This is a genomic window from Streptosporangium carneum (assembly GCF_027922005.1).
Classification (GTDB): domain Bacteria; phylum Actinomycetota; class Actinomycetes; order Streptosporangiales; family Streptosporangiaceae; genus Streptosporangium; species Streptosporangium carneum.
Genome location: NZ_BSEV01000050.1, coordinates 1 through 25,398, shown reverse-complemented (window position 1 = coordinate 25,398; position 25,398 = coordinate 1). Strand labels below are relative to the sequence as shown.

The 25,398-nt window shown below is 67.4% G+C and carries 21 protein-coding genes and 3 pseudogenes; 16 read left to right on the top strand and 8 right to left on the bottom strand.

Annotated elements, in window-relative coordinates; translation table 11 throughout:
* Positions 1–385 precede the first annotated feature (385 nt).
* Positions 386–832 carry a nitroreductase family deazaflavin-dependent oxidoreductase gene (locus tag PKF00_RS43210; protein ID WP_271223602.1) on the bottom strand — a complete coding sequence of 149 codons (447 nt, stop codon included), beginning with the start codon at positions 830–832 and terminating at the stop codon, positions 386–388.
* A gap of 439 nt (positions 833–1,271) precedes the next feature.
* Entirely contained in the window at positions 1,272–1,634 is a 363-nt protein-coding gene (locus PKF00_RS43205; protein WP_271223601.1) for a hypothetical protein, read from the bottom strand.
* A gap of 95 nt (positions 1,635–1,729) precedes the next feature.
* Here PKF00_RS43205 and PKF00_RS43200 point away from each other — a divergent pair, with 95 nt between their 5' ends.
* The 4 genes from PKF00_RS43200 (at position 1,730) to PKF00_RS43185 (ending at position 5,098) form a co-directional block, all read left to right on the top strand.
* On the top strand, positions 1,730–2,038 hold the full coding sequence (locus PKF00_RS43200; RefSeq protein WP_271223600.1) for a transposase: 309 nt from the start codon (positions 1,730–1,732) through the stop codon (positions 2,036–2,038).
* Between the two features lie 61 nt (positions 2,039–2,099).
* Positions 2,100–3,533, top strand: coding sequence for an aldehyde dehydrogenase family protein (locus PKF00_RS43195; RefSeq protein ID WP_271223599.1), 1,434 nt, complete (start codon positions 2,100–2,102; stop codon positions 3,531–3,533).
* A gap of 340 nt (positions 3,534–3,873) precedes the next feature.
* Positions 3,874–4,701 (top strand): helix-turn-helix transcriptional regulator, encoded by an 828-nt coding sequence (locus PKF00_RS43190; RefSeq protein ID WP_271223598.1) that lies wholly within the window; start codon positions 3,874–3,876, stop codon positions 4,699–4,701.
* A 217-nt stretch (positions 4,702–4,918) separates the two neighbouring features.
* Positions 4,919–5,098, top strand: a complete 180-nt coding sequence (locus tag PKF00_RS43185) for a hypothetical protein (protein ID WP_271223597.1) — start codon at positions 4,919–4,921, stop codon at positions 5,096–5,098.
* A gap of 200 nt (positions 5,099–5,298) precedes the next feature.
* Here PKF00_RS43185 and PKF00_RS43180 read toward each other — a convergent pair whose 3' ends face one another.
* The 4 genes from PKF00_RS43180 to PKF00_RS43165 form a co-directional block, all read right to left on the bottom strand.
* Positions 5,299–6,096 carry a nucleotidyltransferase domain-containing protein gene (locus PKF00_RS43180; RefSeq protein WP_271223596.1) on the bottom strand — a complete coding sequence of 266 codons (798 nt, stop codon included), beginning with the start codon at positions 6,094–6,096 and terminating at the stop codon, positions 5,299–5,301.
* Positions 6,097–6,780: 684 nt separating this feature from the next.
* Positions 6,781–9,726, bottom strand: a complete 2,946-nt coding sequence (locus tag PKF00_RS43175) for a hypothetical protein (protein ID WP_271223595.1) — start codon at positions 9,724–9,726, stop codon at positions 6,781–6,783.
* A 471-nt stretch (positions 9,727–10,197) separates the two neighbouring features.
* The gene (locus tag PKF00_RS43170) at positions 10,198–10,617 is read right to left on the bottom strand and encodes a hemerythrin domain-containing protein (RefSeq protein WP_271223594.1); all 420 of its coding nucleotides are present in this window, start codon (positions 10,615–10,617) and stop codon (positions 10,198–10,200) included.
* Complete coding sequence (locus PKF00_RS43165) at positions 10,614–11,909, bottom strand: MFS transporter (protein WP_271223593.1); 1,296 nt, start codon at positions 11,907–11,909, stop codon at positions 10,614–10,616. Before PKF00_RS43165 ends, PKF00_RS43170 begins: the two co-directional genes overlap by 4 nt.
* 49 nt (positions 11,910–11,958) lie before the next feature.
* On the opposite strand from PKF00_RS43165, the gene PKF00_RS43160 reads away from it, so the two are divergent.
* The 3 genes from PKF00_RS43160 to PKF00_RS43150 all read left to right on the top strand — a co-directional run bounded on the left by PKF00_RS43160 (position 11,959) and on the right by PKF00_RS43150 (position 13,525).
* A complete protein-coding gene (locus PKF00_RS43160) occupies positions 11,959–12,597 on the top strand; it encodes a TetR/AcrR family transcriptional regulator (protein ID WP_271223592.1) in 639 nt (212 codons plus the stop codon).
* A gap of 180 nt (positions 12,598–12,777) precedes the next feature.
* Positions 12,778–13,203: a VOC family protein gene (locus PKF00_RS43155; RefSeq protein WP_271223604.1), complete on the top strand. Its 426-nt coding sequence runs from the start codon at positions 12,778–12,780 to the stop codon at positions 13,201–13,203.
* A gap of 55 nt (positions 13,204–13,258) precedes the next feature.
* Positions 13,259–13,525, top strand: a complete 267-nt coding sequence (locus PKF00_RS43150; protein ID WP_271223591.1) for a pyridoxamine 5'-phosphate oxidase family protein — start codon at positions 13,259–13,261, stop codon at positions 13,523–13,525.
* A 508-nt stretch (positions 13,526–14,033) separates the two neighbouring features.
* Here the strand turns inward: PKF00_RS43150 and PKF00_RS44810 are convergent.
* A pseudogene (locus tag PKF00_RS44810) lies at positions 14,034–14,690 on the bottom strand (DUF4158 domain-containing protein); the annotation flags it as partial.
* A gap of 55 nt (positions 14,691–14,745) precedes the next feature.
* Positions 14,746–15,486, bottom strand: coding sequence for an SDR family NAD(P)-dependent oxidoreductase (locus tag PKF00_RS43145; protein ID WP_271223590.1), 741 nt, complete (start codon positions 15,484–15,486; stop codon positions 14,746–14,748).
* A gap of 105 nt (positions 15,487–15,591) precedes the next feature.
* Between PKF00_RS43145 and PKF00_RS43140 the strand changes: the two genes are divergently transcribed.
* The 9 genes and pseudogenes from PKF00_RS43140 to PKF00_RS43095 all read left to right on the top strand — a co-directional run bounded on the left by PKF00_RS43140 (position 15,592) and on the right by PKF00_RS43095 (position 25,025).
* Positions 15,592–16,137, top strand: coding sequence for a TetR/AcrR family transcriptional regulator (locus PKF00_RS43140; protein WP_271223589.1), 546 nt, complete (start codon positions 15,592–15,594; stop codon positions 16,135–16,137).
* 1,323 nt (positions 16,138–17,460) lie between these two features.
* On the top strand, positions 17,461–17,724 hold the full coding sequence (locus PKF00_RS43135) for a hypothetical protein (RefSeq protein WP_271223588.1): 264 nt from the start codon (positions 17,461–17,463) through the stop codon (positions 17,722–17,724).
* Positions 17,725–18,123: 399 nt separating this feature from the next.
* Positions 18,124–19,286: pseudogene (locus PKF00_RS44805) on the top strand (Tn3 family transposase).
* A 130-nt stretch (positions 19,287–19,416) separates the two neighbouring features.
* Entirely contained in the window at positions 19,417–19,539 is a 123-nt protein-coding gene (locus tag PKF00_RS43120) for a hypothetical protein (protein WP_271223587.1), read from the top strand.
* A gap of 120 nt (positions 19,540–19,659) precedes the next feature.
* A pseudogene (locus PKF00_RS43115) lies at positions 19,660–20,153 on the top strand (MmyB family transcriptional regulator).
* Between the two features lie 5 nt (positions 20,154–20,158).
* Positions 20,159–21,604 carry an amidase gene (locus tag PKF00_RS43110; protein WP_271223585.1) on the top strand — a complete coding sequence of 482 codons (1,446 nt, stop codon included), beginning with the start codon at positions 20,159–20,161 and terminating at the stop codon, positions 21,602–21,604.
* Between the two features lie 46 nt (positions 21,605–21,650).
* Positions 21,651–22,229, top strand: coding sequence for a TetR/AcrR family transcriptional regulator (locus PKF00_RS43105; protein ID WP_271223584.1), 579 nt, complete (start codon positions 21,651–21,653; stop codon positions 22,227–22,229).
* Between the two features lie 245 nt (positions 22,230–22,474).
* Positions 22,475–23,914 carry an MFS transporter gene (locus tag PKF00_RS43100; protein ID WP_309298482.1) on the top strand — a complete coding sequence of 480 codons (1,440 nt, stop codon included), beginning with the start codon at positions 22,475–22,477 and terminating at the stop codon, positions 23,912–23,914.
* A gap of 169 nt (positions 23,915–24,083) precedes the next feature.
* The gene (locus PKF00_RS43095; protein WP_271223582.1) at positions 24,084–25,025 is read left to right on the top strand and encodes a tyrosine-type recombinase/integrase; all 942 of its coding nucleotides are present in this window, start codon (positions 24,084–24,086) and stop codon (positions 25,023–25,025) included.
* Positions 25,026–25,398 lie beyond the last annotated feature (373 nt).

Here is a 25,398-nt window from a genome sequence, read left to right as displayed (position 1 = left end):
GAAGCGGCGGTTGACCGTCCGCGCGCCGGTACGGCTCGGCGCGGCACCCCGGCGAACTCGTCGACCCGGCCGCCGACTTGCTCGCCCGTCCTGTGTTGGGGTGCCGTTAACGACCGTGTCACCAGCCCCAAACGGAGATCACGGTCTTTCGGCGGCCGCAACGCGAGTGGCGTATACCCGGTGGGCCTTGCGTTCGGCCGGCCCGGCTGTGTCGGCGGCGAGGGCGGTGCTCTGCCGGAGTGCGGCGAGGTGGAGTTCGAGCGGTGCGGTGATACGGAGTGAGGGGCCTTGGCCGTGGCGGATGGTCTTCGGGGCGACCCGGTTGCCTCACCGGGCCTTCTTCTGTTCGCATGCCGGGGGCAGGCTCTCGTGAGACCGTCCGGCCCTACCACGCACGCGGGTCCAGCACGAAGACGGGGATCACTCGGTCGGTCTCCTCCTGGTATTCCGCGTATGTCGGATACGCGGCGACCGCGCGCTCCCACCACTCGGCCCTCTCGTCCCCGCTAACCTCACGGGCCGTCATGTCCTGGCACACGGCGCCGTCCCGGAGTTCCACGTGTGGGTCGGACCTGAGGTTGAAGTACCAGTCCGGATGACGTGGGAAGCCGCCCTTCGAGGCCACGGCCGCATACCGTCCCTCGTGCTCCACGCGCATCAGCGGGATCTTACGAAGCCTGCCGCTCCGCGCACCGCGCGTCGTGAGAATGACGACGGGCAGGCCCGTGTCCCAAAGCGTCGTCCCCCGCGTGCCGCCCGAACTCTCGTACAGCTCGACCTGTTCGCGTATCCACCGAGCCGGACTCGGCCCGTACTCGCCCTCGAGAGGCATGGTGGCCACCCCGTCGTCGTGTGCGGATTATGCTGCGCAGTCCAACCGTTCCATCGTAAGTGACCTGGTCCGAGCATCCTGCCCCGAGAGCGACAACCAGATCGATCGAGACGCCGAGGAGTCGGAGATCTCAGTCCGCCTGGTCCACGAGGAGTGTTCGCAGTACGCCTTCAGGTGATCGGATAATCTGCGCGTCTCACATGATCTGGCCCCTCTCGGCCGATCGGACCCAGGTCGAGCGAGACGGGACACCGGCGGTGTCCGCAGGCCCACCTAGGGGCGAAATGGGGAGGCGGAAATGTGGACCGGGTCCCGATTGGATCGATGTGTCGTTTCCGTCGGTCGGAGGTGCGTGTCGATCGGATCCCCCTGGGGGAGGGGGAGCAGACCTCCGTCGAAGGCGATCTGGAACAGCGCGCCCAGGCGCGCCATCACCGTATCAGTGGAAGTCGAACGAGACCGATCTCAGGGTGATCCCTCCCACGAACTCCTTGGTGAAGTCCCTGCTCTGACCGGGCAGGACCACGCCGGGATACCAGCCGTCATTGCGGCCGGGGTAGCGCCACACCAGCGCGGCGGCCGTCGTCACGCTGTTGTGCGCGATGGTGACCTTCGGGTCATTCAGGTTCACGCATGTGCGGTTGAGCGGGACGACGACGGTCTCGCCCGAGGCGGTCTCCAGGGTGAGCTGGCCGTTGTCCGCAGGCCGCGACACAGCGGAAGCGGGGCCCGTCAGGCTGGCGGCCAGAGTGATGGCCAGGGTCGGCGTGGTGGCGAGCCTGGTGATCGTTGGTGGGCGCATGGGGCTCCTTTGGGGGTGAAGCCGGTCGGGTGGTGAAGCTTCAGGTGGTTTTCCTCTCGCAGCGTGGAGATCTGCCCCAAAGGGGGAGGTCGGACATGGCAGAGACCAGACGCGGTTTCGATCCGGAGTTTCGGGCGGGCGCGGTGCGCATCGTCCGGGAGACCGGTAACTCGATCGCTCAGGTCGCCAGGGACCTGGGCGTCAACGCCGACACCCTGTCCGACTGGACACGGGCCGACCGCCTGGCCCGTGAGCATGAGACCGACACAGAGCTGATCGGGTCCGAGCGAGAGGAACTGACCCGGGCGCGCCGGTTGCGCGGATCGAGCTCTTCGACCCCAGGCCTGGCGCCGCCACCCGCAGCTCGCCCTCGACGGCCTGTGCGGGGCAGGGCAGGGGAGTGACGCAGATCATGGGCATGAGGGAGCATGGATGCCCTGCGACGGCCGGTGTTTTCTTGGCGGCATGAATGAAAACCGTGAGGTTCCCTTTCTCACTCCGTCTCACTGGATCGACGGCCGCGCGGTGGAGGGTTCCGGGCCGCCGATCGACGTCGTGAACCCGGCCGATGAATCGGTGATCGCCTCGGTGCACGAGGGCACGGCCGAGGACGTGGACAAGGCGGTGGACGCCGCGGTCGCCGCCTTCCCAGGATGGTCGTCGACGTCGCCGCAGGAGCGCATCGCCGTCATGCGGCGCCTGGCCGAGGGGATGCAGAAGCACTCCGAGGAACTCGCGGCCACCATCACGCTGGAGATGGGCGCCCCGATCAGCTTCTCCCGACAGGCGCAGGCCGGTTTCCCGGTGGCGTCGACGTTGGCCGCGATCACCGCGGCCGAGCAGTTCGAGTGGACAGAGGTGATTGAGAACTCGATGGTCATCTACGAGCCGATCGGCGTCGTGGGGGCCATCACCCCGTGGAACTTCCCGCTCCAGCAGCTGGTGACCAAGGTCGTCCCAGCGATGCTGGCCGGTAACACCGTGGTCCTCAAGCCCTCGGAGATCTCCCCCCTGAGCGCCCGGATGTTCGCGGAGATCGCTACCGAGGCCGGTCTGCCGAACGGCGTGTTCAACGTCGTGCAGGGCACCGGCCCGGTCGTCGGCGGGGCCATCTCCCGGCACCCGAAGATCGACATGATCTCCTTCACCGGGTCCATCCGCGCCGGCAAGAGCGTCTCCGTCGCCGCCTCCGACACGGTCAAGCGGGTCGCGCTCGAACTGGGTGGCAAGGCGGCCCACATCGTCCTACCCGAGGCCGACCTCGACTTCGCCGTCAACCGCGGACTGGCCTATGCCTGGGCCAACGGCGGTCAGGCCTGCGGCGCCTACGTCCGCATGCTCGTGCCTGAGGACCTCCAGGAGACCGTGGTCGAGAAGCTGCGGGCCGCCGCCGAGGAGTACACGGTCGGCGACCCCGCCGACGAGGCCACACGGATCGGTCCGGTCGCCTCGGAGAACCAGCGTCAGCGCGTCGACGGCTACATCCAGCGCGGTATCGACGACGGAGCCACGCTCGTGGTCGGCGGCCCCGGCCGGCCGGAGGGTTTCGAGACCGGTGCCTACGTCAGGCCCACGATCTTCTCCGACGTCGACCCCGACTCCGTCGTCGCCCAGGAGGAGATCTTCGGCCCCGTCCTGGTCGTGATCCCCTACACCGACGACGACCACGCCGTCGAGATCGCCAACGGCACCATCTACGGCCTCAACGGTGCCATCACCGGTGACGAGGAACACGCCATGGTGATCGCCAAGCGGCTGCGCGTCGGCCAGGTCGACGTCAACGGTGGAGAGCACAACTTCCAGGCACCGTTCGGCGGTTACAAGCAGTCCGGAAACGGCAGGGAGATGGGCCGCGCCGGTATCGAGGAGTTCCTTGAGACCAAGGTGATCACCCGCTGACACACCGCGTCGCCACGACCCCCGGAAGGCGGACCGGAACCCCCTCCGCCTCCCAGATCCAGGGCGGCCGTGGACGAGCACCCCCTCGTCCACGCCCGCTGGCGTCGTCGGTCCCCAGTGGGGAACACGCACCTCAAAGACCTTCCCCCTCCCATGCAGCGATGGTGCTGGACAGCACACCCCCCGGGAATTGGCGGCCCGGCCGCATTGCTCAAGCCGTTGCGGTCCTGAGCGACGGCCTCGGGCGACGCGGCGGACTCCCTGCCGGCAGGTGCGTCGAGGACAGCCGCGGACCGACGCATCCCGTCGGGAACGGCACAAGCCGAGAGAAGGGACGGCTATGGCAGACCGAGCAGCACTGGCAGCCTTTCTACGGGCGCGCCGTGAGGCCCTTCGGCCGGAGGACGTCGGGCTGCCCCGCGGGCGCCGCAGGCGTACCGGCGGGCTGCGCCGCGAGGAGGTCGCGGCGCTGTGCGACATGTCGGTCGACTACTACAGCCGGCTCGAGCAGCCGCGAGGGCCCCACCCCTCGGAGCAGATGCTCGCAGCGATCGCCCGTGGTCTGCACCTGTCACTGGAGGAACGGGACCATCTGTTCCAGCTCGCCGGATACGCCCTGCCTCGCAGAGTGCAGCGCGGCGACCACATCAATCCGGGGATGATGCGCATCCTGGACCGGCTGGAGGACACCCCCGCCCAGGTGATGAACCACCTGGGCGAGACGCTGAAGCAGACCCGCATGGCTGTGACGCTGCTGGGCGACGAGACCGCCTACACCGGACTGGCGCGCAGTGCCCACTACCGCTGGTTCACCGATCCTGCCTCCCGCCTGGTCCACCCCGACGGCGACCACGCCGAGCAGAGCCGTCTGATGGTGGCGGACCTCCACGGCGCCTACGCCCGTGACGGCGGCGACTCGCGTGCCGCCGAACTCGTCGACGGGCTGCACAGGGAAAGCCCCGAGTTCGCCGGGCTCTGGCGCGAGCGCCCGGTGCTGGGGCCCTACTGCGCCTCCAAGCGCTTCCGGCACCCGCAGGTGGGGACGCTGGAACTGCACTGCCAGACGCTCGTCGACCCCGACCAGTCCCAGCGGCTCCTGGTCTACACCGCAGTACCGGGCACCGAAAGCCATACCAACCTCCAACTCCTGTCCATCCTCGGCTGGTGAACGTTGAACGGGGCCAGGAAAGGGGCGCGGGTAGGCCCGCCGCGCTTCAAGTCCCGTAAGACAAAGGCGGCCGGAATCGATCCCGTGCTGCGGAAGGCGCTGTCCAGGCTGCGCAACGCGGCCCTGATCGTCAGGTGGGCCGACCTCCCCCTCCTGGCCCTTCCACCAGCTCGGACGCACCTCGCCTGAAAGGCCCGCAAAGCGGGGGTGCCCTTCCTTGAAATGGATAACGGCCGGGCGAAGAAGGCCGTGGGTGCTGACGGCGGTCGAGGCCGTCTTGGACCGCTACCGTGACCACCTGCCGATCTCACTGCGGCGGACCTTCTACGTCCTGCTGGGCGAAGGCGTGCTGCCGATTGTCTGGGCCAACCTGCCCTGTTGCGTGACGTTGCACTGAGCTGGGCCACCCGGCCATATGCAACAGTTCTCTTGGCCTGTCGCACTCGTTGTGTTCTGTACGCTCATGATCATTTGAGGGTGAGAGGACAGGGTGGGTGCGAGCGTTTCCCATCGAGGTGCCATCCGGATTGACCTACTGGACGGTGCTGGACAGTGACCTGTACGCACCCGGCGACCACACACGGTCATGAACTTCCGTCAACGCCCGGATGTCGCGGCGACCGATTCGATGACACCGCGCCAAGTCCTGCGATAGCCCTCGCGAAGAGGCCCGCCGACCAGGGCGAGGATCTGTGATGCAGCGTCAATCATGGGCATCGGGTCTCCCGACGTGCACAGCCGCAGGTGTCCTTCGAGCAGGGCGGCCCCACGTTCCCCGTCCGCCTCCAGAAGGCGCCGCGGCAGCCACTTCCCGCCGCCGATCCATGCCTGGTGGTAGTCGCAGAGCAGATCTGCCGCCGCACTGAGAACGAACCCGGCCACCGCCAGACGCTCGATCCGGTCGCCGGCATCGGCGAGATCGTCCAGAGCATCCGTCAGCCCATACCTCTTCGTCTCGACCACCTCCGGTGCCAGCGCCGGAGGACCATTGCGGATGTCCGCCTCAGCACGGGCACGGGCGCAGCCGGCCTCCCCAGCGGCATCGACCAGGATGAGACCCGTGGCATACACGCTCTGCAGGACCGCACGACGTGCGGCGACGTCCGCAGCGAAGAGATCCGCGAGACCGGCACGGGTGTGGATGAACAGCTCCACGACACGTCCCTCAAACCGGATCGTCTCCCGGCAGGTCTCGCCGCCGTCCCCGATGAGCACCGCGATGTCCAGGTCACTGCCGGCAGTGGCTCGCCCCGCAGCCACCGACCCGCCAAGGACCGCGGCAAGCGCATCGGGGAAACGGTCACGCACGAGGCGTCGGGCCTGGTCGATGGGGTCCGCGTCCATGGCGATCAGGGTTTCAGGAACCTTGATCGATGGCGACCAGGTTTCCGTCACACGGCTTCACGGCTACGAATCGTGACAGCCCCGAAAGCACGGAGGACCAATACAGACCACCCCAATAACGATCTATACCAGTACCGGGGGCCGACACTGCACCAGCTCCGCCACTCCGCTCTCATCCACGCCGCCGAAGACGGCGCGAACACCTCCACCCTGCTCGGCCTTGCCCCGGCCATACCTCGGTCGCCTCGCTGGCCCCGCTACGCCCGTGTCTTCCCTGAAGGGCCGGCTCGCTGGCAGCAAGGCCGCGACCCCGCCGTGCGCCGCCGATCAGGGAGCCCCTACGGTGATCGGCTGATCCTTACCGTTCCATCCTGGGCTGAGTCTCCTCGAGCCTCACACCGGCCTCTTGCGCCACAGGTGTTGCCCCCCTGGCGCGATCGCTGAACGCGGCTGAACTGCGAAGACAACGGGATGCGTCCGCCTCGGAGCTGCTGAGCCTCAGAGCATCGGCAACACGCCTCCGACCTACCGGCGCCTGTCCGCCCGCCTGGCGCAGGCCCGGCGCGAAGGCCGCTTCCCGACTCTCACTGCCTGACAACGACGCCCACAACAATCCTCACCGACGTTCACCGGTCAGGGTTCGCTGCCGCGCGCCCAGCTGAGCACCGATTTTCCGGCCCAGCTCTGAGTCGTTTCCGGGTACGGCTCGCGCGAGCCGTACCCGGAAAAGGGGTGTTACACGATGCGGATCGCGTCACAGCCGAAGAAGCGGTAGACCTCGCCGCCTTCACCCGTGACCGAACCCTTGACGCAGGCCTCCGTCATCCCCGCGACCAGGCCCGACTCGCCGGCGCCGAAGTGCAGCACCATGTCGGAGTCTCCGTCGCGCACCCGCTCGGGGGCACCGCGTTCGAGGGAGTTCTCGGCGTGGCCGCGCCCGTGCACCTCAAGCCCGGTCGCCTGGCCGGCCCACGCCGCCTCACGCGGGCCGAAGCGGACGGTCAGAGGCTGGATGGCGGTCGCGTCGAAGGCCAGCGGGAGGTCGTACTCCCCGGCCCGCGTGGTGAGAACCGCCACCGGCACGTTCGCGTCGGACGGGTTGATCGAATTGGGATTCGAACCCGGCTTGATGTTGATCGCGACCGGGATCACGCAGTCGATCGTGAACTCCGTCGCGCGCTTGTTGTTGCCCGGCTCGGGGTCGAGGTCGTCCGCGCTCGCCGGAGCGATCTCCGCCGACAGTCCGACCGTCTTGTGACCGGGCTTGTCACAGGTGACCCGTGCCGTGGCGGACAGGTCGCGGGGAGCGCCCTTGGCCAGCGCCGGCACAGCCAGGTCGGCGACGCCGCCGGTGAAGTCGACGACGGCGTTCATCGGCGAGGACGGTCCGGTGTTGGCGACGGTCACCTTCAGTGGCACGTCCGCGCTCTGCCCGACGAGCAGTTGATCGGGGGCGGCGGCAGTGAAACCGGTGACGGCGAGGTCGGCCACGGCGACCACCTTGGTGCTCGTCGTCGCCTTGTTGTCGGACTGGTCGGGATCGGGACCCCACAGGTTGGAGACCTCGGCACCCGCGATGACGGCCTTGGGGCCGCCGTTGCGGTGGACCAGATCCTCCGCGACGTGCGCGGTCACGGTGAAGGCCCGCTCCCCGTGCGCCGCGATCTCGCCCAGGTAACAGCCGGAGTCGGTGCATCGGGCGGAGCTGCTCTTGTACTGGACATCCGGCGGCAGGGAGACCACCGCGCGCACTGAGGTGGCCGGAGCGGGCCCGGCATTGCGGACCTTGACGGTGTAGGTGAGGTCGGTCCCCGCCACCACGGGGTCGGGGGAGTCGGTCAGCGTCACCGACAGTCCCGCGGTGTTGAACAGCTTCCACAGCCGCTGAATCTCCGCCTCGGTGGGATCGGGATCGTTGTCCAGGTCGGAGGCGCCTCCCGGGTGGGTGTAGGGCATCTTGATCCTGCGCCAGTCGTCGGACCCCTTCAGCGTGTCCGTAGTGGAGGTGTTGGCGCACTTGGCGGGGAGACCGCTCGTGTCGGTGGTGTCGAGGTTGGCCGTCACCGGAGCGGGCTCATAGGGCGGGTCGTTGCCGTCGCCGCTCCAGTCCGGGTTGGCGTTCAGGTCGTGCGGCGCCTTGTTCCCGGTGGCATCGACGAAGATGAAGCGGTTCACGTTGTCGCCGGGGTCCACGATCCTGGTCTCGTCGAGCTGGTTCTCCACGAGGTCGACGAGCGGGGCCCGGCTGCGGCTGCCGCCGTCGAGCGTGAGGCGCGGCGGCGAGTAATCGAGGATGACGCCACCGCCCTGCCGGGGAATGCCCGGGCTGTGGTCGTAGCTCATCAGGCTGACGTAGTTGGGCTTGCAGCGGTTCTCGTCGTGTCCACCGTGCTGCAGGCCGAGGTTGTGGCCGATCTCATGGAAGAGGGTGCGGCCGGTGCCGTTGTGGTCGGCGAAGTTGCCGTCCCGTCCCTGGCCGCCCTTGGTGCATCCCGGCGAGCCGTCCACGCTGATCCCGTAGATGAAGATATGGCGCCTGGGGGAGTCGAAGAAGGTGTTCCTGATGTCGAAGAAGCCGTCGTTCAGACCGCAGACCTTGGTCGTTCCGGCACCGATCAGCTCGTTTCCCCTGGCCAGGGCGCCGAAGTCGTCGGCGATCAGGCAGTCGGGGTCGTAGGCGTCGGTCTTGCCGTCGAGGTCGTTGTCGTTGTTGTCATCGCAATCGCCCGCGGGCGGGTCTTCGACACTGCCGCTGAGGAAGTAGCAGTCGGGGTCGCCGCCGTCGATCGCATCACCGCCTCCGTTGTCCACCCCATCGGAGCAGGTGCCCCGGGGCATGCCGGACTCACGCAGGTCGTCGTCGGCCAGCGGCCCCATGTCCAGATGGAGCGTGATGCCGAGTTTGTCGTCCGGATTGGTCACACCGCCCGCGTCCTTGGGAGCGGCGGCGTAGGCGGCTCTCACCTCGGCCACGCTCTCGCGGTCGGGGTGGTGGTCGCCCACGTAGTCCAGCTCGACGAACAGGTCCTTGTGCCGCGGGTCGGCGCCCATCCTGGGCAGGTCCACGTCGATGACGGAGTCGGCGTTGTCGTTGTAGCCGTGGCGCTCCCAGCCGTCGAGCAGCCCGTCGCCGTCGGCGTCGCCGGAGGTGGCTTCGGTGCTGATGTCGAAGCAGACCTCCACCCGCGGCTCGTCCTCGTCGTCGTCCTGGTTGCCGTCGCCGATCGCGCAGGACTGCGGCCAGTTGACGTCGCCGGTCCAGCGCCCGGTGTTCAGATCGACGGTGATGTCCAGGTTGTTGTCGTTGTTGCGCGGGCTGGCGTCACCATTGTCGGGCCCCGAGGTGGTGTCCCAGTCCCAGATCTGGACCGAGATCGGCACCTGTGTGCGCGTGTCAGGCACGTCGAGGCCCTTGGGCCAGAATGGCTCCACCAGCTCCTGGTCGTCGGGTGCCCGTGGTGTCCTGGGCAGGTCCACGCCGTCGATCCAGATCTCGGCGAAGAAGTCAGCCGCCGACTCGCCGGCCGCCTCCAGCCCCTTGTTGCGGCAGTCGTCGACGCATCTGACCTTGGTGATGGTGATCGCGACGGGCCGGGTGCCCGCCGCCTCTGCCGACGGTGTCTGCACCAGCGCGAGCATGAGCAGGCTCGTGACGAGTGCGGCAAGGTGTCGTAATCGCATGATCCCTCTCTTGTGGTGGGTGTTCTCACCCACAGTGAGGACATCGCTGCCGTCCGGCAATAAGTCGTACTCAATGCGCATAGAGCAGGTTCAGTGCGCCTTCGAAGCAGGGGCCGCCTGGGGCCTTGCCAGGACGGCTCTCGCCTCTCCTGCGACGACGTCCGCCATCGAACGGGTGCTTGTTCGAGCGGGAGCACCGCATCGCCGAGACGCTCCAGCACAGCCTGCCGCCCAAGCACTCGGGACGGCGCCGCTGAAAAGGAGCCGATCGACCGGTGTCCGTGCTTTCACGACCTCATCCACGCCCGGCGGCGACGTAGCCGGGTGGCTGGCAAAGCCGTGGAGGCCCGTGCGCGCGTGGTACCAGCGCTGGCAGGAGTTGCCGGCGAAGGTCAAAGTTCACAACCGTACGACGCTCGGAACGCGCTGACGGTCGCCAGCCACTCTCATCTCCGACGTCCTGCGCCGAGCCTAGACCTCCTCGGGGAGAGTGAGCATCTTGTTGAGGATCGGGACCAACTGCTCCTCCTCGTAGTCCAGGTGAGCCTCCAGTTCGGTGGCGAGCCGGTCAAGCTCCTCGCCGATCGCCGTGCCGTCGTGGTCAAGGAGCTGCCGGATCCGTTCCATGAGCCGGGCCACCACCCGGTGCTCCGAGCGGAGCCGGCTCAGGGTCTCAGCCAGTTCCGGGTGCTCGGTACCGAGATGGGGGAAGAGCGCGTTGTCCTCGCCTTCGTGGTGGGCGTGGAGTGCGTCGCAGAACGTCAGGCAATGCGTACGCAAGTCCATTGCGCCTGCCCGCGACGACCGCAGGCCTGCCAGGTCCCTGCGGAAGCCGTCGTGCAGTTTGATCAGCTCGTCGCCCCACGCGACGATGCGCTGCCCTTCTGTCATGCCAGTTCCTTTCGCGAGAGGTTTCCGTGGACAGCGGCGAACAGGGCTGCCAGCAGGGCCGCTCCGGCCGCGACGCCGAAGGTCCACCCGGCGCCCCCGCTGGAGAGCACCGCCGCCCCCACCGCACCGGCTACGCTGCTGCCCACGACCCTGACCAGCGCGTTCACCCCGCCGGCCGCCGCGGTCTTGGCGGGCTCCACGTGCTCGACGGCCATTGTCCCGAGCGCCGCGTAGCCGAGGCCGATACCCAGCCCCAACAGCGTCGCGGCACCGTACAGGTCCACGCCCGAGGATCTGGACACCGCCAGCCACAGGGCGGCGGCCGTCACCAGCACCGAGCCGCCCGCCACGAGTGCGGACGCGGTGAAACGGCGCATCAGGGGACCCGCGAGTACGGAGACCACAAGCATCAGCACCGTTGTCGGCAGCAGGTAGATCCCGACCTGCAGCACCGAGGCCCCGAGCGCGCCCTGCGCCACCGCCGAAACGGTTGTGATGGAGGCGAACAGCGCGAACCCCAGCAGGAACGACGCCACGGTCGCCCCCACCGTCCCCCGGTGCAGCAGCATGGGAATCTCGATCAGCGGCGACGCGGTACGGCGGGCGGTCGCGACCCACACCGCGGCCACCGCCACCGCCACGGCGAACAGGCTCAGCGTCAGCGGCGAGGTCCAGCCCCAGGCCGCGCCCTTGCTGATAGCCAGCAACAGGCAGATGAGCCATACCGCGACCAGCACCGCCCCGGCCAGGTCCGGCCGTCCGGATCCGCGCGCCGGCGTCTCCCGCACCACGGCCGCCACCAGGACGAAACTCAGCACGGCCAGTCCGGCCAGCGCCCAGAACACCGCCCGGTGGTTCCCGTCCAGGACCCCGGCGAGGATCATGCCGCCGCCGCTGCCCACCCCGATGGTGGCGCTGAGCACCCCGATCGCGCCGGGTAGCCGGTGGCCGGGCACTACCTGCCTGACCAGGCCCATGGCCAACGGGAGCAGCGGCGCGGCTGTTCCCTGCAGCACCCGGCCGACGATGAGCAGGGGCAGCGTGCCTGCCATGGCGCTGAGTGTCGAACCGGCGACGAGCAGGCCGAGTGCGACCAGCGATGTCGTGCGTCGGCCGTACATGTCGCCGAGGCGCGACAGCAGCGGGATCGAGACCGCTCCCGACAGCAGCCCCGCGGTGAGCGTCCACGAGACGGTGGTGGACGGGGCCTGGAGCTGCTGTTGGAGGTCCGGCAGTAAGGGAACGACGACGGTCATCTGAAGGGTCCCCACGGCAACTGCGAATGCGAGCACCGCTACGACCCATGAGTTTTTATACACGTATAAAAAGTAGCATGGCAGGATGTCGACGCGCACAGGACGACCACCCAAGATTTCCCGGCCGGAAATCGTCACCGCCGCTCTGCGAGTGATCGAGGAAGACGGGATGGGCGCGCTCACCATGCGCAGGCTGGCCAGAGAGGTCGGCAGCACGGCCATGGCGCTCTACCACCACGTACGCGACAAGGAGGAACTCCTCCTGCTGCTCCTCGACGACTACGCGGCCGGAATCCCCCGCCCCGAACTGCCGGACGAGCCACGCGAGCGCATGGTGGCCGCCGCCATGGCCATGCACGACGCCGTGTCCGGATGCCCATGGGCCGTGGACGTTCTCAAGGCCGACGACCTGATGTCGGTGGGAGCGCTGTGGTATCCGGAGCAGATCGTCGACGCCGCCGTCCGCGTGGGGCTGACGATCGAGGAGGCGGTGGACGCGTACCGGATCATCTGGCGCTACACCGTTGGCGAGATCGGCGGCCGGGCGGCGGCTCGCAGGCGGCGAGAGGAGGGCGGACCCACCTACCGGGAGCGGGTCTTCGCCGAACTGGACGCCAAGGAGTTCCCCCGGCTGAGCACGGTGGCGAGGCGATGGGAAGACTTGACCGCCCGCGACACCTATGCCAAGGGCGTGCGCGCCCTCGTGAACGGCCTTCTCCCGTAAGCGTCGCCGCCGGCGGGCGGTCCGTGAGACGACTACGAACAGCGCCACGATCGCTGACGAAAAAAATCGGGACACGAGCCGTCGAGGATGTCGAGAGCGCGGCGCCGGCTCCGTCCCAGGGATACCAGCGGCCGCGAACCGGCCGCGTGACGAAGGAGACCCAGCATGACGATCAAGCGGATGGACAACATCGGCATCATCGTCGACGACCTCGACGCGGTCATCGCGTTCTTCGTGGAACTCGGCATGGAGCTGGAGGGCAAGGCACTGGTCGAAGGGCCTTGGGCGGCACGTCTCGTCGGGCTCGACGACCAGCGCGTCGACGTGGCGATGATGCGGACCCCGGACGGCCACGGGCGGATCGAGCTGGCGAAGTACCACACGCCGGAGGCGATCCACGGCGTACCGGAGGACGCCCCGGCGAACACACTGGGCATTCGCCGCATCATGTTCGCGGTCGACGACATCGACGACGCCGTCGCCCGCCTGCGTACCCACGGCGCCGAACTCATGGGCGAGGTGGTCCGGTACAAGGACATCTACCGGCTCTGCTACCTCCGCGGCCCCGAGGGCATCGTCGTCGCCCTGGCCGAAGAGCTCGCCTGACGGCCCGCCGAGACCACCCACAACGATCCACGAAACGACAACCGGAGGAGCGACCGTGCGACCGAACGAGATCACCGAGGTACTGAACCGGCCGCTCAGCCAAGAGCTGCTGGCTCGCGACATGACCCGCCTGGCCTACGTCGCCAGGGACGGCACACCCCGCAACATCCCGATTGTCTTTGCCTGGAACGGCTCGGAGATCGTCATGTGCACTCCGAAGAACGCTCCGAAGCTCAAGGCGCTGAGCGAGAACCCGATGGTCGCCCTGACCATCGACACCGAGGTGCACCCGCCCAAGATCCTGCTCATCCGAGACCGGTAAAGATCGTTGATCGAATGATCTGAGTTCGTGTTCCTGCCCCTGCCTCTGTTGGAAGGGCCGTCAACGCGACCGGCACCAGCCGCCATCTCGGGGTTGAGCTGTGCGATCAGTGTGAGTGGGCGGCGCGTACCCGCCCCCACATCACGGCGCGGGAAACTTCGGGTTCGGTCTTGACCGCTTGGGCCTGGAGGCCACGGTAAAGGCCTACGGCGTAACCGTGGCGATGCCGCAGGGTAAATCCGGGTGCAGCGCTGAGCTGGGAAAACGGGCTTAGCGTACGTTTCCGCTCCTCCATACTCCGAGGGCCGGCCCAGACAGGACGGCCTCAACCGCCTACCGGCTCCTCTGGTGGAGTCCTTCGCCGCCGACTTCACCGCCTGGCCGAGACCTATGCCCGGCACCTGGGGGCGCAGGCCGCCCTGGCCACTCGCATCGACTTGGTACGTGACGCCGCCGTATGGCCTTTCGACGTGGTCACCGACCGCCTGCCCCAAGGATTTTCCACCGGTCAGTACTCCCGGCCTCCAGGAGCGCGGGTCGTGCGCCGGTTCCGGCCGCTGACGACCGAGATCCCCGCGGCGGCCGGCATCGACATGCTTCGCGCCGTCGCCCGAGGCCTGGCGGAGGATGTCCTCCACCAGTTCGGCGTCGCAGACCTCATGTCTCTGGGTGAACAAGGCTCAGGGCGGGGATTGGGGTTCTCCGCGGCCGGGCCTGACCAGTGGTCTGCGGTCGGCCCCGGCCGGTTCGCGCGAGACCGTGCCGGTTGTCGTCGGCCCCGGTTTCTGGCTCCTGATAACCGACCTTCCGCGGAGCCGGAGAAGGCCCACGACTGCCTTCGCATCAGTGCTGCCTGCACAGGCGGGCTGCCACGAAGTGCGCGCCGACCTGGGCATGTCACAGAATCGCCCGCTGGCCGGTATCCAGCAGCCCGTACGGGGTGCTCCACAACCGTCGTTGGCCACCTCCCGGACACTGCCCACCAGTCGGCCCTGGCACCCGGCAGCAGCACCCGCTGCTCGCGCAGCCACCCGGCCACCGCGTCGAACAGCGCCTTCGGCCCGTCCCCGGTGGTCCAGGCCCGCGCATCCAGCCAGGCCCGGAGTTCATCGGCGACCTCGGGGAAATCCCGCCAGCCTTCGGCCTGCTGGATCTCTCCGGCGTGCGTGCGGGCCGTTTATGTGTCACATCGCCTTCTCGGAGTGAGATCGTCCGAGGCGTCACCAGGGGACGCGGCCGTGCTCGTCGAAGAAGCCGCCCGTCTCGCCGTCATCGCCGACCATGGCCCAGTGCACCGCGGCGCGGGCGCCCTCGTCGGTGCTGCGCACGCCTTTGAAGTCGTTCAGATCGGTCGCGACGTACCCGGGCGTCACGGCGTTGATCTTCACATGGGCCAGCTCCGGGTCGTCGAGGAAAGCGTTGGCGTACTTGACCGTCAGCATGTTGACCGCAGCCTTCGTCGCCGAGTACGCGAACGACTCGTGCGAGCGGGCGAACATGGAGCCCTGCTCGGTGGCGTTGGCGAAGGTGGCGGAGTCGCTGGAGACGTTGACGATGCGTGGCGACGGGGAGCGGCGCAGTAGCGGCAACATCGCGTACACGACCCGCACCATTCCGAGGACGTTGGTCTCGAACTCCGGACGCAGGTCGTCGGCCGACACCTCGGTCGCGAGCCTGCGCACAAGCACGCCGGCGTTGTTCACCAGCACGTCGAGGCGGCCGTACTCGCGGGCGACGAACGCGGCGGCCTCGGTCACGGATGTGTCGTCCGTGACGTCGATCCGCACGGGGCGCACCGTGAGCCCGGACTCGGTGAGTTCTCTGGCCGCCATGGCGCCGCGCTCGGCGTCGCGACTGCCGAGCAGCACAGTGCAGCCGCGTTCGGCGAGCTGCCGGGCCGTGGCCAGGCCCAGTCCCTTGTTGGCACCCGTGACCAAGGCGATGATCTTGGTGGACGACACCGTCTTTCACTCCTCAGATAAACTGAAAGTACCCCTACACTTTAACCGTAGGGGTCCTACGCTTGTCAAAAAGAGAGAGTGGACGGTGGCATGGAGCCTGGGCTGGTGTCGCGGCGGCCAAAGCGCGCGGACGCGCGCCGCAACTTCGACGCCCTGGTCGCGGCGGCCCGCGACACGTTCGCCGAGAAGGGGGCGCAGACCTCCCTCGAGGACGTCGCGCGCCGCGCCGGAGTGAGCATCGCCACGCTGTACCGCAACTTCCCCACCCGGGAGGATCTGGTCGAGGAGGTCCACCGTGAGGAGGTGGAGGCGTTGTGCCGCGAGGCCGACGTCGTCGTCGAGCTGGAGCCGTGGGAGGCGCTGGTCGCGTGGCTGCACCGTTTCGTCGAGTACATCGGTACCAAGCTGGCCTTCGCCGACGCGCTCAACCGCAGCACCGACGGCTTCCAAGCCGGACGTAGGGCGATGCGCGCGGCCGGTGAGCCCCTGCTCGAACGGGCGCAGCAAGCCGGGGCCGCGCGCCAGGATGTCTCGATTGATGACGTTCTGCGGATGATCTCAGGTATCAGCACGGTCGAGTACGCCGACGAGGGGCAGCGGCAGCGGGTTCTCCAGGTGGCCCTGGCAGGGTTGCGGGCCACGCCTGGCTGAGCCGTCGTTGCGGGCGGCGATCACCCGGGTTTCGTTGCTCGGCGGCGAGACGCCGGTAGGACAGGTAGAACACTGCGGTAATCGTCTGGGGATCGGGCCTTCTCCGGACCCAACAGCGACTCCCGTCGGCCGGTGTCGGCAGGCAGGGGCCGCCCCCCTGCCTGCCGACCTCACAGAATGCTGAATCTATCGCGCCGCCATCACTTTGTATTCCGGCCTGGACGCGGCCCCTGGCGCCGGTTTCCATGACGTCCTTCACCAGGTGATGCGCTGCCTCCCGATGCCATCATCCCCCCGCGTGCTTCTCCGGTGTGGCCGATACCCCTGGGAGCAGCGGAAACCGGTCCAACAACCTTTCGGTTCCCCACCGCACGCACCCGCCTGTGCCTGCCAACGACCGGCCGACCGGCAACTCCACTGGAATCATAAAACTCCTTTCCGCTGGAGTCTCCTACGCTGTGGTCGGTATAGTTATTTTGATAGTGAGCGGAGCGGGAAGTCTCTGGTTCGCAGACAGATCTGGGAGCTTCAACGGCGGATCGTCTAACCGTATGTCCGCCGCGGGATTTATCCAGTGCACCGACCACTCCACCGAAGACGGCTCTAGCGCGGGCGAAAGTGCAGTCAGCTGGCCTGGGCTTTTGCTTTTGCCATTTCTGGGTTCGTCCGCCTTGGCGCGCCTCGCGCCTAGAGCATATGACGCTGTTTCCACTCTTATTGGAATGTGGGAGGTGGCGACACCTTTGTGGAGAAGAACAAAAAGCAGCCGGAGAAGGAAAATTGCGCATACGAGAAGTAGGCCGACATCGATAAACCCCTTCGTGGGTAAACCCGTCAGGGGTCGCCTCTATGTTAGCGAGCCCAGCGCGGGAACAACCGTTATGACCAACACCCCGGTCTCCGCGATGGTGACCCTGGACCCAGTCGACAACGAAAAGTACTCACACGAGGGAACCGCCCACTGTGAACGATGTGGGTCAACGGTTTTCATTCGATGCCCGCGAGCTGTCGATCTGCGGTCGCGCCTGGCCGGAGCGAAGGCCGGAACTACGGCTGCGGTACTACTTCCGCTCGCAGTCATCGCGGGAGAAATTTCTCTTTTGTTTGACTTGGTGCCCGTCGACGACTCCGACAGGGATGCTCTTTTTTTCACCATTCTGCCATTCGGGGTCGTCATCACAGGAATATGTGTTAATTATTTCAGGATAAAGATCACCGAGTCGCCGTTGGTGTGGGAAAATCGGCCTGGTGAATCTTTTCCTTGTAGTCATTTTGCGTACTAGGCGTTGACGCAGATGACAACCAGGAGGTCCCAGGTCTTGGGTGACCTCGCCCGAGGGCGTCCCGTCGATTCCTGCAGGAGACCGACCGCGGGGAAGGAACGAGAAGGAGGCTATGGAGTATGCAAAAGAATATCCCGAATATGGAGAAACTCTACCTGCGAACATGAAGGATCCACGCTGGCCCGCAGAGGATGGATGGGTTAAGATGAGTTTGACTGTCCATGGCGTAGAAGTCCACTACGTCAGGAACAAAAAGACAGGAGAGACGGCTAACTTTAAGTTTAAAGATCGGACCGACCCGTGATAATTATCTGCGTCGGGAATCGAGGCTCCAATCTCTCGGATGCCACTCTTAAGGTGTCAGGGAACACGGAGGGGTCAATATTTAATATCACAATCGGACGCGAGTATATCGTATACGCCATGGCGCTATGGAGGCCTGGGCTTGGTGTTTTGATTTTGGATGACACCGGGAAGCTCATGTGGAAGCATATTGAATTATTCAAAGCGGTGCAGTTCGTCGGCAGCCGGCTGCGGCTGGAGAAACTCGGCGCCCTGGCCGAGCCGCCGCTGATGAAGGAACTACGGACGCTGGTTGGCGGCATGCTTCCCCGGGTGGATTTCCCCGAGTTGCTGCTGGAGGTCTTCGACCGCACCGGCCTGCCGGCCGACCTCACCCACGTCTCCGGCACCGACCACCGCGATGGAGGGCTTCCCGATGAGCCTGGCCGCGCTGATCGTGACCGAGGCGTGCAACGTGGGCCTGGTGCCGATCGAGAAGCCGAACGTACCCGCCCTCACGCGGGCCCGGCTGCAGCAGGTCGACCAGGGCTACCTACGCGGCGAGACGATCGCGGCCGCCAACGCCCGGCTGATCGCCGCCCAGTCCGGCATCGGCATCGTCCGGCATAGGGGCAGCGGGCACATCGCATCGGCCGACGGGCTGCGCTTCGTCGTCCCGGTGCAGAGTCTGCACGCCGGGCACAACCCGATCTACTTCGGCCGGCAGCGTGGCGCGGCCTGGCTGAACGTCGTCAACGACCAGGTGATGGGTATCGGCGGGCTGGTCGTGTCCGGCACCTTGCGCGACTCGCTGTTCATCCTGGACGCCATGTTCAACCTGGACGGCGGCCGGCGTCCTGAGACGATCATCACCGATACTGCCAGCTACTCCGCATCGTCTTCGGGCTGTTCGCGATCTGCGGCTACCAGTTCTCCCCACGCATCGCCGACCTGGCCGACACCCGGCTGTGGCGCACCAACACCGCAGCCACCTACGGCCCGCTGGACCACATGTCCCGCCACGTCGTCCGCCTGGATCGGATCCGCTCCCACTGGGGCGACACGCTGCGCGTGGCCGGCTCGCTGACGATGGGCACGGTGCGTGCCTACGACCTGATCCGGATGCTGTCGGCCGACGGCCGCTCCACCGGCCTGGGGGAGGTGTTCGCGCACTATGGCCGCATCTTCAAAACCCTGCACCTGCTGCAATTTCTGCACGATGAGGGCTACCGGCGGATGATCGGCACGCAACTGAACGTGCAGGAGGCCCGTCACCGGCTCGCCCGGAAGATCGCGTTCGGCAACCGCGGCCAGCTGCGCCAGCGCTACCGCGAAGGCATGGAAGACCAGCTCGGCGCTCTGGGCTTGGCGCTGAACGCCGTGGTGTGGTGGAACAGCCTCTACCTCAACGCCGCCGTCACCCAGCTGCGCGAGCAGGGCTTCCCGGTTACCGACGAGATGTGCGCACGCCTGTTGCCCATCGCTTATGAGCACATCAATTTCCTGGGCCGCTATGCCTTTACCCGTGCCGATACCAGCGGTGCGTTGCGCCCCTTCCACGAAGTGTCCGCGAACGCCGGATGAGCCCGCCTCCTGGCGCTGGTCAGCGGCAAAGCGAAGGTGGTCCCGCAGGTCGTTATCTAGGGTTTTTGACCTCTTCCCGCAGGTCGGAGCCTGATGATCTTGTCGGGCGCGTCAGGTATGTTGACCGGTCGTGCAGGCATGGCGCGTGGCGGGCGTGCCCAGGTGGTCCGCGGTGCTCGCGATGCCGGTTGAGGCTGCTCTGGTCAGCCGCCGCGCCGTCGTCGTCGTGCTGCTGGGTCGTGCTCGGCGGTGACGCGGGCGGAGGTTTCTTCACCCAGGCGGACACGGCGGCCGAGGCTGCCAAGGTCCTGATGGCGGGGCTTGGCTTGAAGCCGGGGGTGGTGCGGCCGCCGTCTTGGACCGGCGGGGCGACGTGCTGGCCTGGAACCGGCTGGGGCACGCGCTTCTGGCCTGCCAGCTGGACTTCGGCATCTCCGCCAGGCGACCGCCCAATCTCACCCGGATGCTGTTCCTCGACGACCGGACGTGGGCGTGTGTCCCGACTGGGAGCGCGAGGTCCTGCGCGCGGTTGCCTCGCTGCGGTTGGTCGTCGGCCGCTACCCCGACGACCGCGTCCTCGCCGACCTCATCGGCGAACTCACAGTGAAAAGCCCTGAGTTCGCGTCGCTGTGGACCGACCACCCCGTCCGCACCTGCTTCTCCGGCCGTAAACGGTTCCACCGTCCTCAGACGGGTGACATGGAGCTGGAGTTCGGGATCCCGCACGTTCCCGACGACAGCTGGCAGCGGAGTATGACCTTCCACGCCATCCCCGGCAGCCCCTCCGACGCTCTCGGCCGGAGACGCTGCCTTGATTCCGCCCTTTCCCTGTCCAGCGCTACCGGCACTCGACACCATACATACTAGTATGTATGGTGTCTTTCGTGACCCACACCTGTACCGCCCACGAGACCCGTGTGCACTATGCAAGCCTGCTGGAAGTCGCCGCGAAGCTACGCGCACGCGAACTCACGCCAGTGGAGTTGACCGAGGCACTGCTGGCACGGATCGACCAGGTCGATCCGGTGCTGCGCAGCTACGCCACGGTGACGGCGGACGTCGCCCTTGCTCAAGCCAGGAACGCCGAGGCCGAGCTGGCAGCAGGCCGGTACCGAGGCCCCCTGCACGGCGTGCCGATCGCTGTGAAAGACCTCTGCTTCACCGCCGGCATCGTCACCGCGGCCGGCACCACGATCCGCTCCGGCCACGTGCCCACCTACGATGCGACAGTGGTCCAGCGTCTTTCGCAAGCCGGGGCCATTCTGCTCGGTAAGCTGCAGCTCACCGAAAGCGCATTCGCCGAGCACCACCCGTCCGTCACACCACCCCGCAACCCGTGGAACCCGGAGTACTGGTCCGGCGCCTCCTCGAGCGGTTCCGGCGTCGCGGTGGCGGCCGGCCTCGCCTTCGGTTGCCTGGGCACCGACACCGGCGGGTCGATCCGGTACCCCTCCGCGGCCAACGGCATTACCGGCATCAAACCCACGTGGGGACGGGTAAGCAGGCACGGCGTCTTCGCGCTCGCCGCGAGCCTCGACCATGTCGGCCCGATGGCACGCTCGGCGCAGGACGCGGCCGCAATCCTGGGAGCGATCGCCGGAGCAGACCCGCATGACCCGACCGCGGCCGCCGTACCGGTGCCCGACTACCTGGCCGGCCTCGGCGCCTCGATCGGGCCGGTACGCATCGGAGTGGACCGCGCCTACAACGAGACCCGTGTCGACCAGGCGACCATCGGCATGCTCGATGATGTCATCGCCGTACTGCGCCGCCTCGGCGCGACGATCGTGGAGGTCACCCTTCCTGATACCAGCACCATCAATGCCATGTGGCCCCGGTACGCCGGTGTGGAGGCCGCGATCGTCCACCAGGCAACCTATCCCTCGCGCGCCTCGGAATACGGCCCGGCCGACACACCCGGCTCGATCGCCGGGCTCATCACGCACGGCCACACCGTCTCCGCGATCGAGCTGATGCACGCGCACCATCAGCGGCTCGCGTTCACCGGCGGACTGGCGCGTACCCTGTGCGACGTGGATGTCCTGCTGGCTCCGGTGCAGCCGACCACGAGCCTCACGCTTGCGCAGAAGGAGGCGGTGTATGCCGACCCCGAAGCCCTGACGGACTTCCTCCGCTTCGTCACCCCGTTCAACATGGCCGGCGCCCCGACCATCACCCTGCCGGGCGGTTTCGGCCAGGATGACATGCCGCTGGGGTTCCAGTTCGTCGGCCGGCCGTTCGAGGAACAACTACTGATTCAGCTCGGCCACGCCTACCAGCGTGAGACGGACTGGCACCTGCGGCATCCGGCCCTGTAGTAATACGGGCCGCGATAGGCACCGCACTGCATTGCTGGGAGGCACCATGAAACCGAACGCTCGGGAGCGCTTGATCGAGGGCACGCGGCAACTGCTGTGGGAGCGTGGATACGTCGGCACCAGTCCGACCGCGATCCTGGCGCGCTCCGGCGTCGGCCAGGGCAGCATGTACCACCACTTCGATGGCAAGCCGGACCTGGTGTTGGCGGCCGAGCAGCGCAGTGCGGAGCTGATGCAACAACAGATCGCCGAAGCGTTCGCCGTGGAAGGCACCGCGCTCGAACGCATCACGGGATATCTGGGGCGCGAACGCGATGTGTTGCGTGGGTGCAGCGTGGGACGGCTCACCGCCGATCCGGAGGTCATGGCCGACGACACCTTGCGCGCACCGATCCGGGAGGCCTTCGAGGTACTGCACGAACACCTCCGGCGCACGATCGCCGAAGGTGTGGCGGCGGGTGAATTCGCCGGCGATCTAGACGTTGACGAGATCGCTTCCGCCATCGCCGCCGTCATCCAGGGCGGCTACGCCCTGGCCCGCGCGGCGCAGGCGGTAGAGCCCTTCGACCGCGCCATCAGGGGAGTGCTCTCACTTCTGCGGGTGAGCGCTCCGCGCGCGAACTGAACCCAAGCACCACCACCCATCGACCAGGGCCCTCGACGAGTTCGAAGGCCCTTCTCTTCCCATGCCCGCAAGACGCCGGCCGGCATAGGCACTCGGGGCCCCAGTCGCTACTCGCTCGGCCATAGCCCCATCGGGTAGCGACACCACAGGCACCAGGAACCTGCTCTGCCCATTAACCTTCGCCGGCTTCGGCGTGCGGCCAAGCACCCTGGCACCTGCCACAGCCGTCGTCTCCTGACGAAGGCGTGTTTTCCCATACCTCCATCGGAGTGACCGTGTCACCTGACGCTGCCCAAAATCGGCTACCACCACCTGCTTCTGCCACCAGCCGGACACTGGGCCTCACCGGCCTGTGTCTCGGCACCGCTCTGATCATCATGGAAGCGAACGTCATCAACGTCGCGATCCCAGTGATACGTGCCGACCTGCACGCAAGCCTGGCCGGCGGACTGTGGGCCATCGACGCCTACACGCTCATGTTCGCCGCCCTGCTGCTGTCCGCAGGCCGGCTCGGAGATCGAATCGGTGCCCGACGCGGCTACCTGACCGGACTGGGGCTGTTCGCCGTTGCCTCGATCGCCTGCACTGTCGCTCCCAACACGGGCCTGCTCGTCCTTGGCCGCGCCTGCCAAGGTCTGGGAGCAGCGCTCCTCGCCCCGGCACCGCTGACCCTGATCACCCGCATCTTCACCGTGCCGGCCGAACGCACCAGAGCGGTCTCGGTCTGGGTGAGCGTAGGCGGTATCGGCTTCGTGATCGGCCCGTTCATCGGTGGACTGCTGGTCGACACTCTTGGCTGGCGGAGCATCTTCCTGCTCAACGTCCCGGTCGCCGCCGCCACCGGCTGGCTTGTCGCCCGACATGTGGCGGAGGTTCCGCTGCAACGCGTGTCGTTCGACATCCGCGGGCAGGCCCTCGCGATCGTCGGCCTCGCCGCCATGGTGTGGGCGCTGGTCGAGTCGAGTGTCGCAGGCTGGCTCAACCCCGCCGTGCTCACGGCTCTCGCGGGCGGCACCGCGGCCCTCGTCGTGTTCGTCGCAGCGCAGTATTCCTGGGCGCGAGACGGGCGACAGGTCCTCCTGCCCCCCGCCATCATCGCCGCGCGTCCCGTGCTCGCCGGCCTGCTCGGCGGTGCGACGTACAACTTCACGCTCTACGGGATGCTGATCGTCTACACGTTCAACTTCCAGCAGCTACGTGGCTACTCGGCCTTGCAGACCGGGTTGGCCTTCCTCCCCTTGACCGTGGCCGCCACCCTCGCCTCGACCTTTCTCGGTGCCCGTTTCATCACCGCGTTCGGCCCGCGTACCGGCTTGGCCACCGGAATGACCCTCTCGGCCATCGGACTCGCGGCTCTCACCGTCGCCTCCGCACCATATCCACTCATCGCAGCCGGCTTCTGCGTCTTCTCCATCGGTATGGGGCTCTCCGCACCCTCCCAGACGCTCGCCGTCATGACGTTCGCCCCCGACCGGCACCAGAACATGGGATCGAGTGCCCTGAACACGGCCCGGCAGACAGGCGGCGTAATCGGGGTCGCACTACTCGGAGCGGTCGTCGCAACAGACCCCGACAGCGGCACCCTCTCAGCCATCGCCATCGCCATCGGCATGTGCCTGATCGCAGCCGCGACCGCCCTACGTCTCATTCCACGCGAAATCATCCACACCGGCACGAGCCGGTGATCTGAGCTCGAACGGCTCCACGATGGCAAGGCATGTACGTGATAATGATCTCCTATCACGTACATGAGCGATCATGGCGGCGTGATGACCAGGAGAACCCCGCACCAAGGCGGTGCGCGACTCCAGCACGTATCCGGTACATCGCCGAAGGCGTCGCCCGGCGGGCGGCATGAGCGCCGCGCCGAAGATCATCGCCCTGCGCGGTGGAGACGTCAGCCTCGCCGCGGCCGCCGACGCCTTTCTGGCCACCCCACGCACCGCCAACCCCAACACCCACCGCGCCTACGCCTCGGCCATCGACCGCACCATCGAGCGGCTCGGCCGCGACCGTCCGCTCGCTGACGTCACCGACACCGAGATCGGCACCGCACTCACCGAACTGTGGGGAGCGAGCGCGCCGGCCACCTGGAACCGCAACCGCGCCGCCATCACCTCCTGGCTGACCTGGTGCCAGACCAGGAAGCACTGGGCCGCCCCGTCGGTCCCGGCTGAGGCCGAACGCCGCGAAGAGAGCGCCGACGAGACCCGCGCCGTGGCCAAGACCACCGTTCACCGGCTGCTGTCCCGCCGCGACATCCCGCTCCGGGAGAAGACGCTGCGGCGGACGCTCTACGAAACGGCGGCCAGAGCCGCGGAGATCCTGGCGCTGAACGTCGAGAACCTCGACCTGGAGCACCGCCGTGCCCCCGTCCGCTCCAAGGGCGGCGCCGTCGAATGGGTGTACTGGGACCGCGGCACCGCCCACCTGCTGCCCCGCCTGCTCCGGCTGCCCGACGGCAGCCCCCGCACCCACGGCCCGCTGTTCCTGTCCGAACGTCGCCCGGTCCCCGCCCGCCGCCCGGCCGCCGCCGACATCTGTCCGCACACCGGCCGCGCCCGCCTCGGCTACGACCGCGCCCGCGTCCTGCTGGACAAATACGCCAAGCTCGATCTGCACCAGCTGCGCCACGGCGCCGCCACCCACCTCGGCGACGCCGAGATCCCGCTGCAGCTCATCATGGGCAAGACCCGCCACAAGAGCCCCCGCACCGCCATGCGCTACGTCAAACCCGGCGCCGACGCCATCGCCAAGGTCACCGAGGTTCTGGCACCGCGTCGCCGTACCCACTGATCAGCCGGATGGCGGCACACCGAAACGATAGGAGTTCTGGTCCGGATATGGGCTGAGCAGCAAAAACACTTCCATGAGGCGTATCCGCACGAAAAGTCACGGTAAGCCGCTCTATGGAGCCCGCTTGGCGGGGCTTTTCGTTCCGATGCTCGTCATGCCCCTATAAGGGCGGGCTCTGCTGACGCTCGCGGCGAGTCGGCGCATGCGGCCGCTGCGGGCACGGTACCCACCGAGGGCGACGGTTTCCGAGTGTTGGCCGGAGTGAGGCGATCGGCAGACTTCGGTGCACGTCGTACACGGTCCGGGGCGATCGGCTGCTGTGGCCCTTCCTACGTCGGAGCCTTGCCATCGGGAGAACCTTGCCGCACCGCCG

What these genes read in the sequence shown, in the direction of transcription:
- PKF00_RS43210 (WP_271223602.1), bottom strand. Translation starts at nt 832, where the DNA reads ATGCCTCTCGAGGGCGAGTACGGGCCGAGTCCGGCTCGGTGGATACGC.
- PKF00_RS43205 (WP_271223601.1), bottom strand. Translation starts at nt 1,634, where the DNA reads ATGCGCCCACCAACGATCACCAGGCTCGCCACCACGCCGACCCTGGCC.
- PKF00_RS43200 (WP_271223600.1), top strand. Translation starts at nt 1,730, where the DNA reads ATGGCAGAGACCAGACGCGGTTTCGATCCGGAGTTTCGGGCGGGCGCG.
- PKF00_RS43195 (WP_271223599.1), top strand. Translation starts at nt 2,100, where the DNA reads ATGAATGAAAACCGTGAGGTTCCCTTTCTCACTCCGTCTCACTGGATC.
- PKF00_RS43190 (WP_271223598.1), top strand. Translation starts at nt 3,874, where the DNA reads ATGGCAGACCGAGCAGCACTGGCAGCCTTTCTACGGGCGCGCCGTGAG.
- PKF00_RS43175 (WP_271223595.1), bottom strand. Translation starts at nt 9,726, where the DNA reads ATGCGATTACGACACCTTGCCGCACTCGTCACGAGCCTGCTCATGCTC.
- PKF00_RS43170 (WP_271223594.1), bottom strand. Translation starts at nt 10,617, where the DNA reads ATGACAGAAGGGCAGCGCATCGTCGCGTGGGGCGACGAGCTGATCAAA.
- PKF00_RS43160 (WP_271223592.1), top strand. Translation starts at nt 11,959, where the DNA reads ATGTCGACGCGCACAGGACGACCACCCAAGATTTCCCGGCCGGAAATC.
- PKF00_RS43155 (WP_271223604.1), top strand. Translation starts at nt 12,778, where the DNA reads ATGGACAACATCGGCATCATCGTCGACGACCTCGACGCGGTCATCGCG.
- PKF00_RS43110 (WP_271223585.1), top strand. Translation starts at nt 20,159, where the DNA reads ATGGTGTCTTTCGTGACCCACACCTGTACCGCCCACGAGACCCGTGTG.
- PKF00_RS43105 (WP_271223584.1), top strand. Translation starts at nt 21,651, where the DNA reads ATGAAACCGAACGCTCGGGAGCGCTTGATCGAGGGCACGCGGCAACTG.
- PKF00_RS43095 (WP_271223582.1), top strand. Translation starts at nt 24,084, where the DNA reads ATGAGCGCCGCGCCGAAGATCATCGCCCTGCGCGGTGGAGACGTCAGC.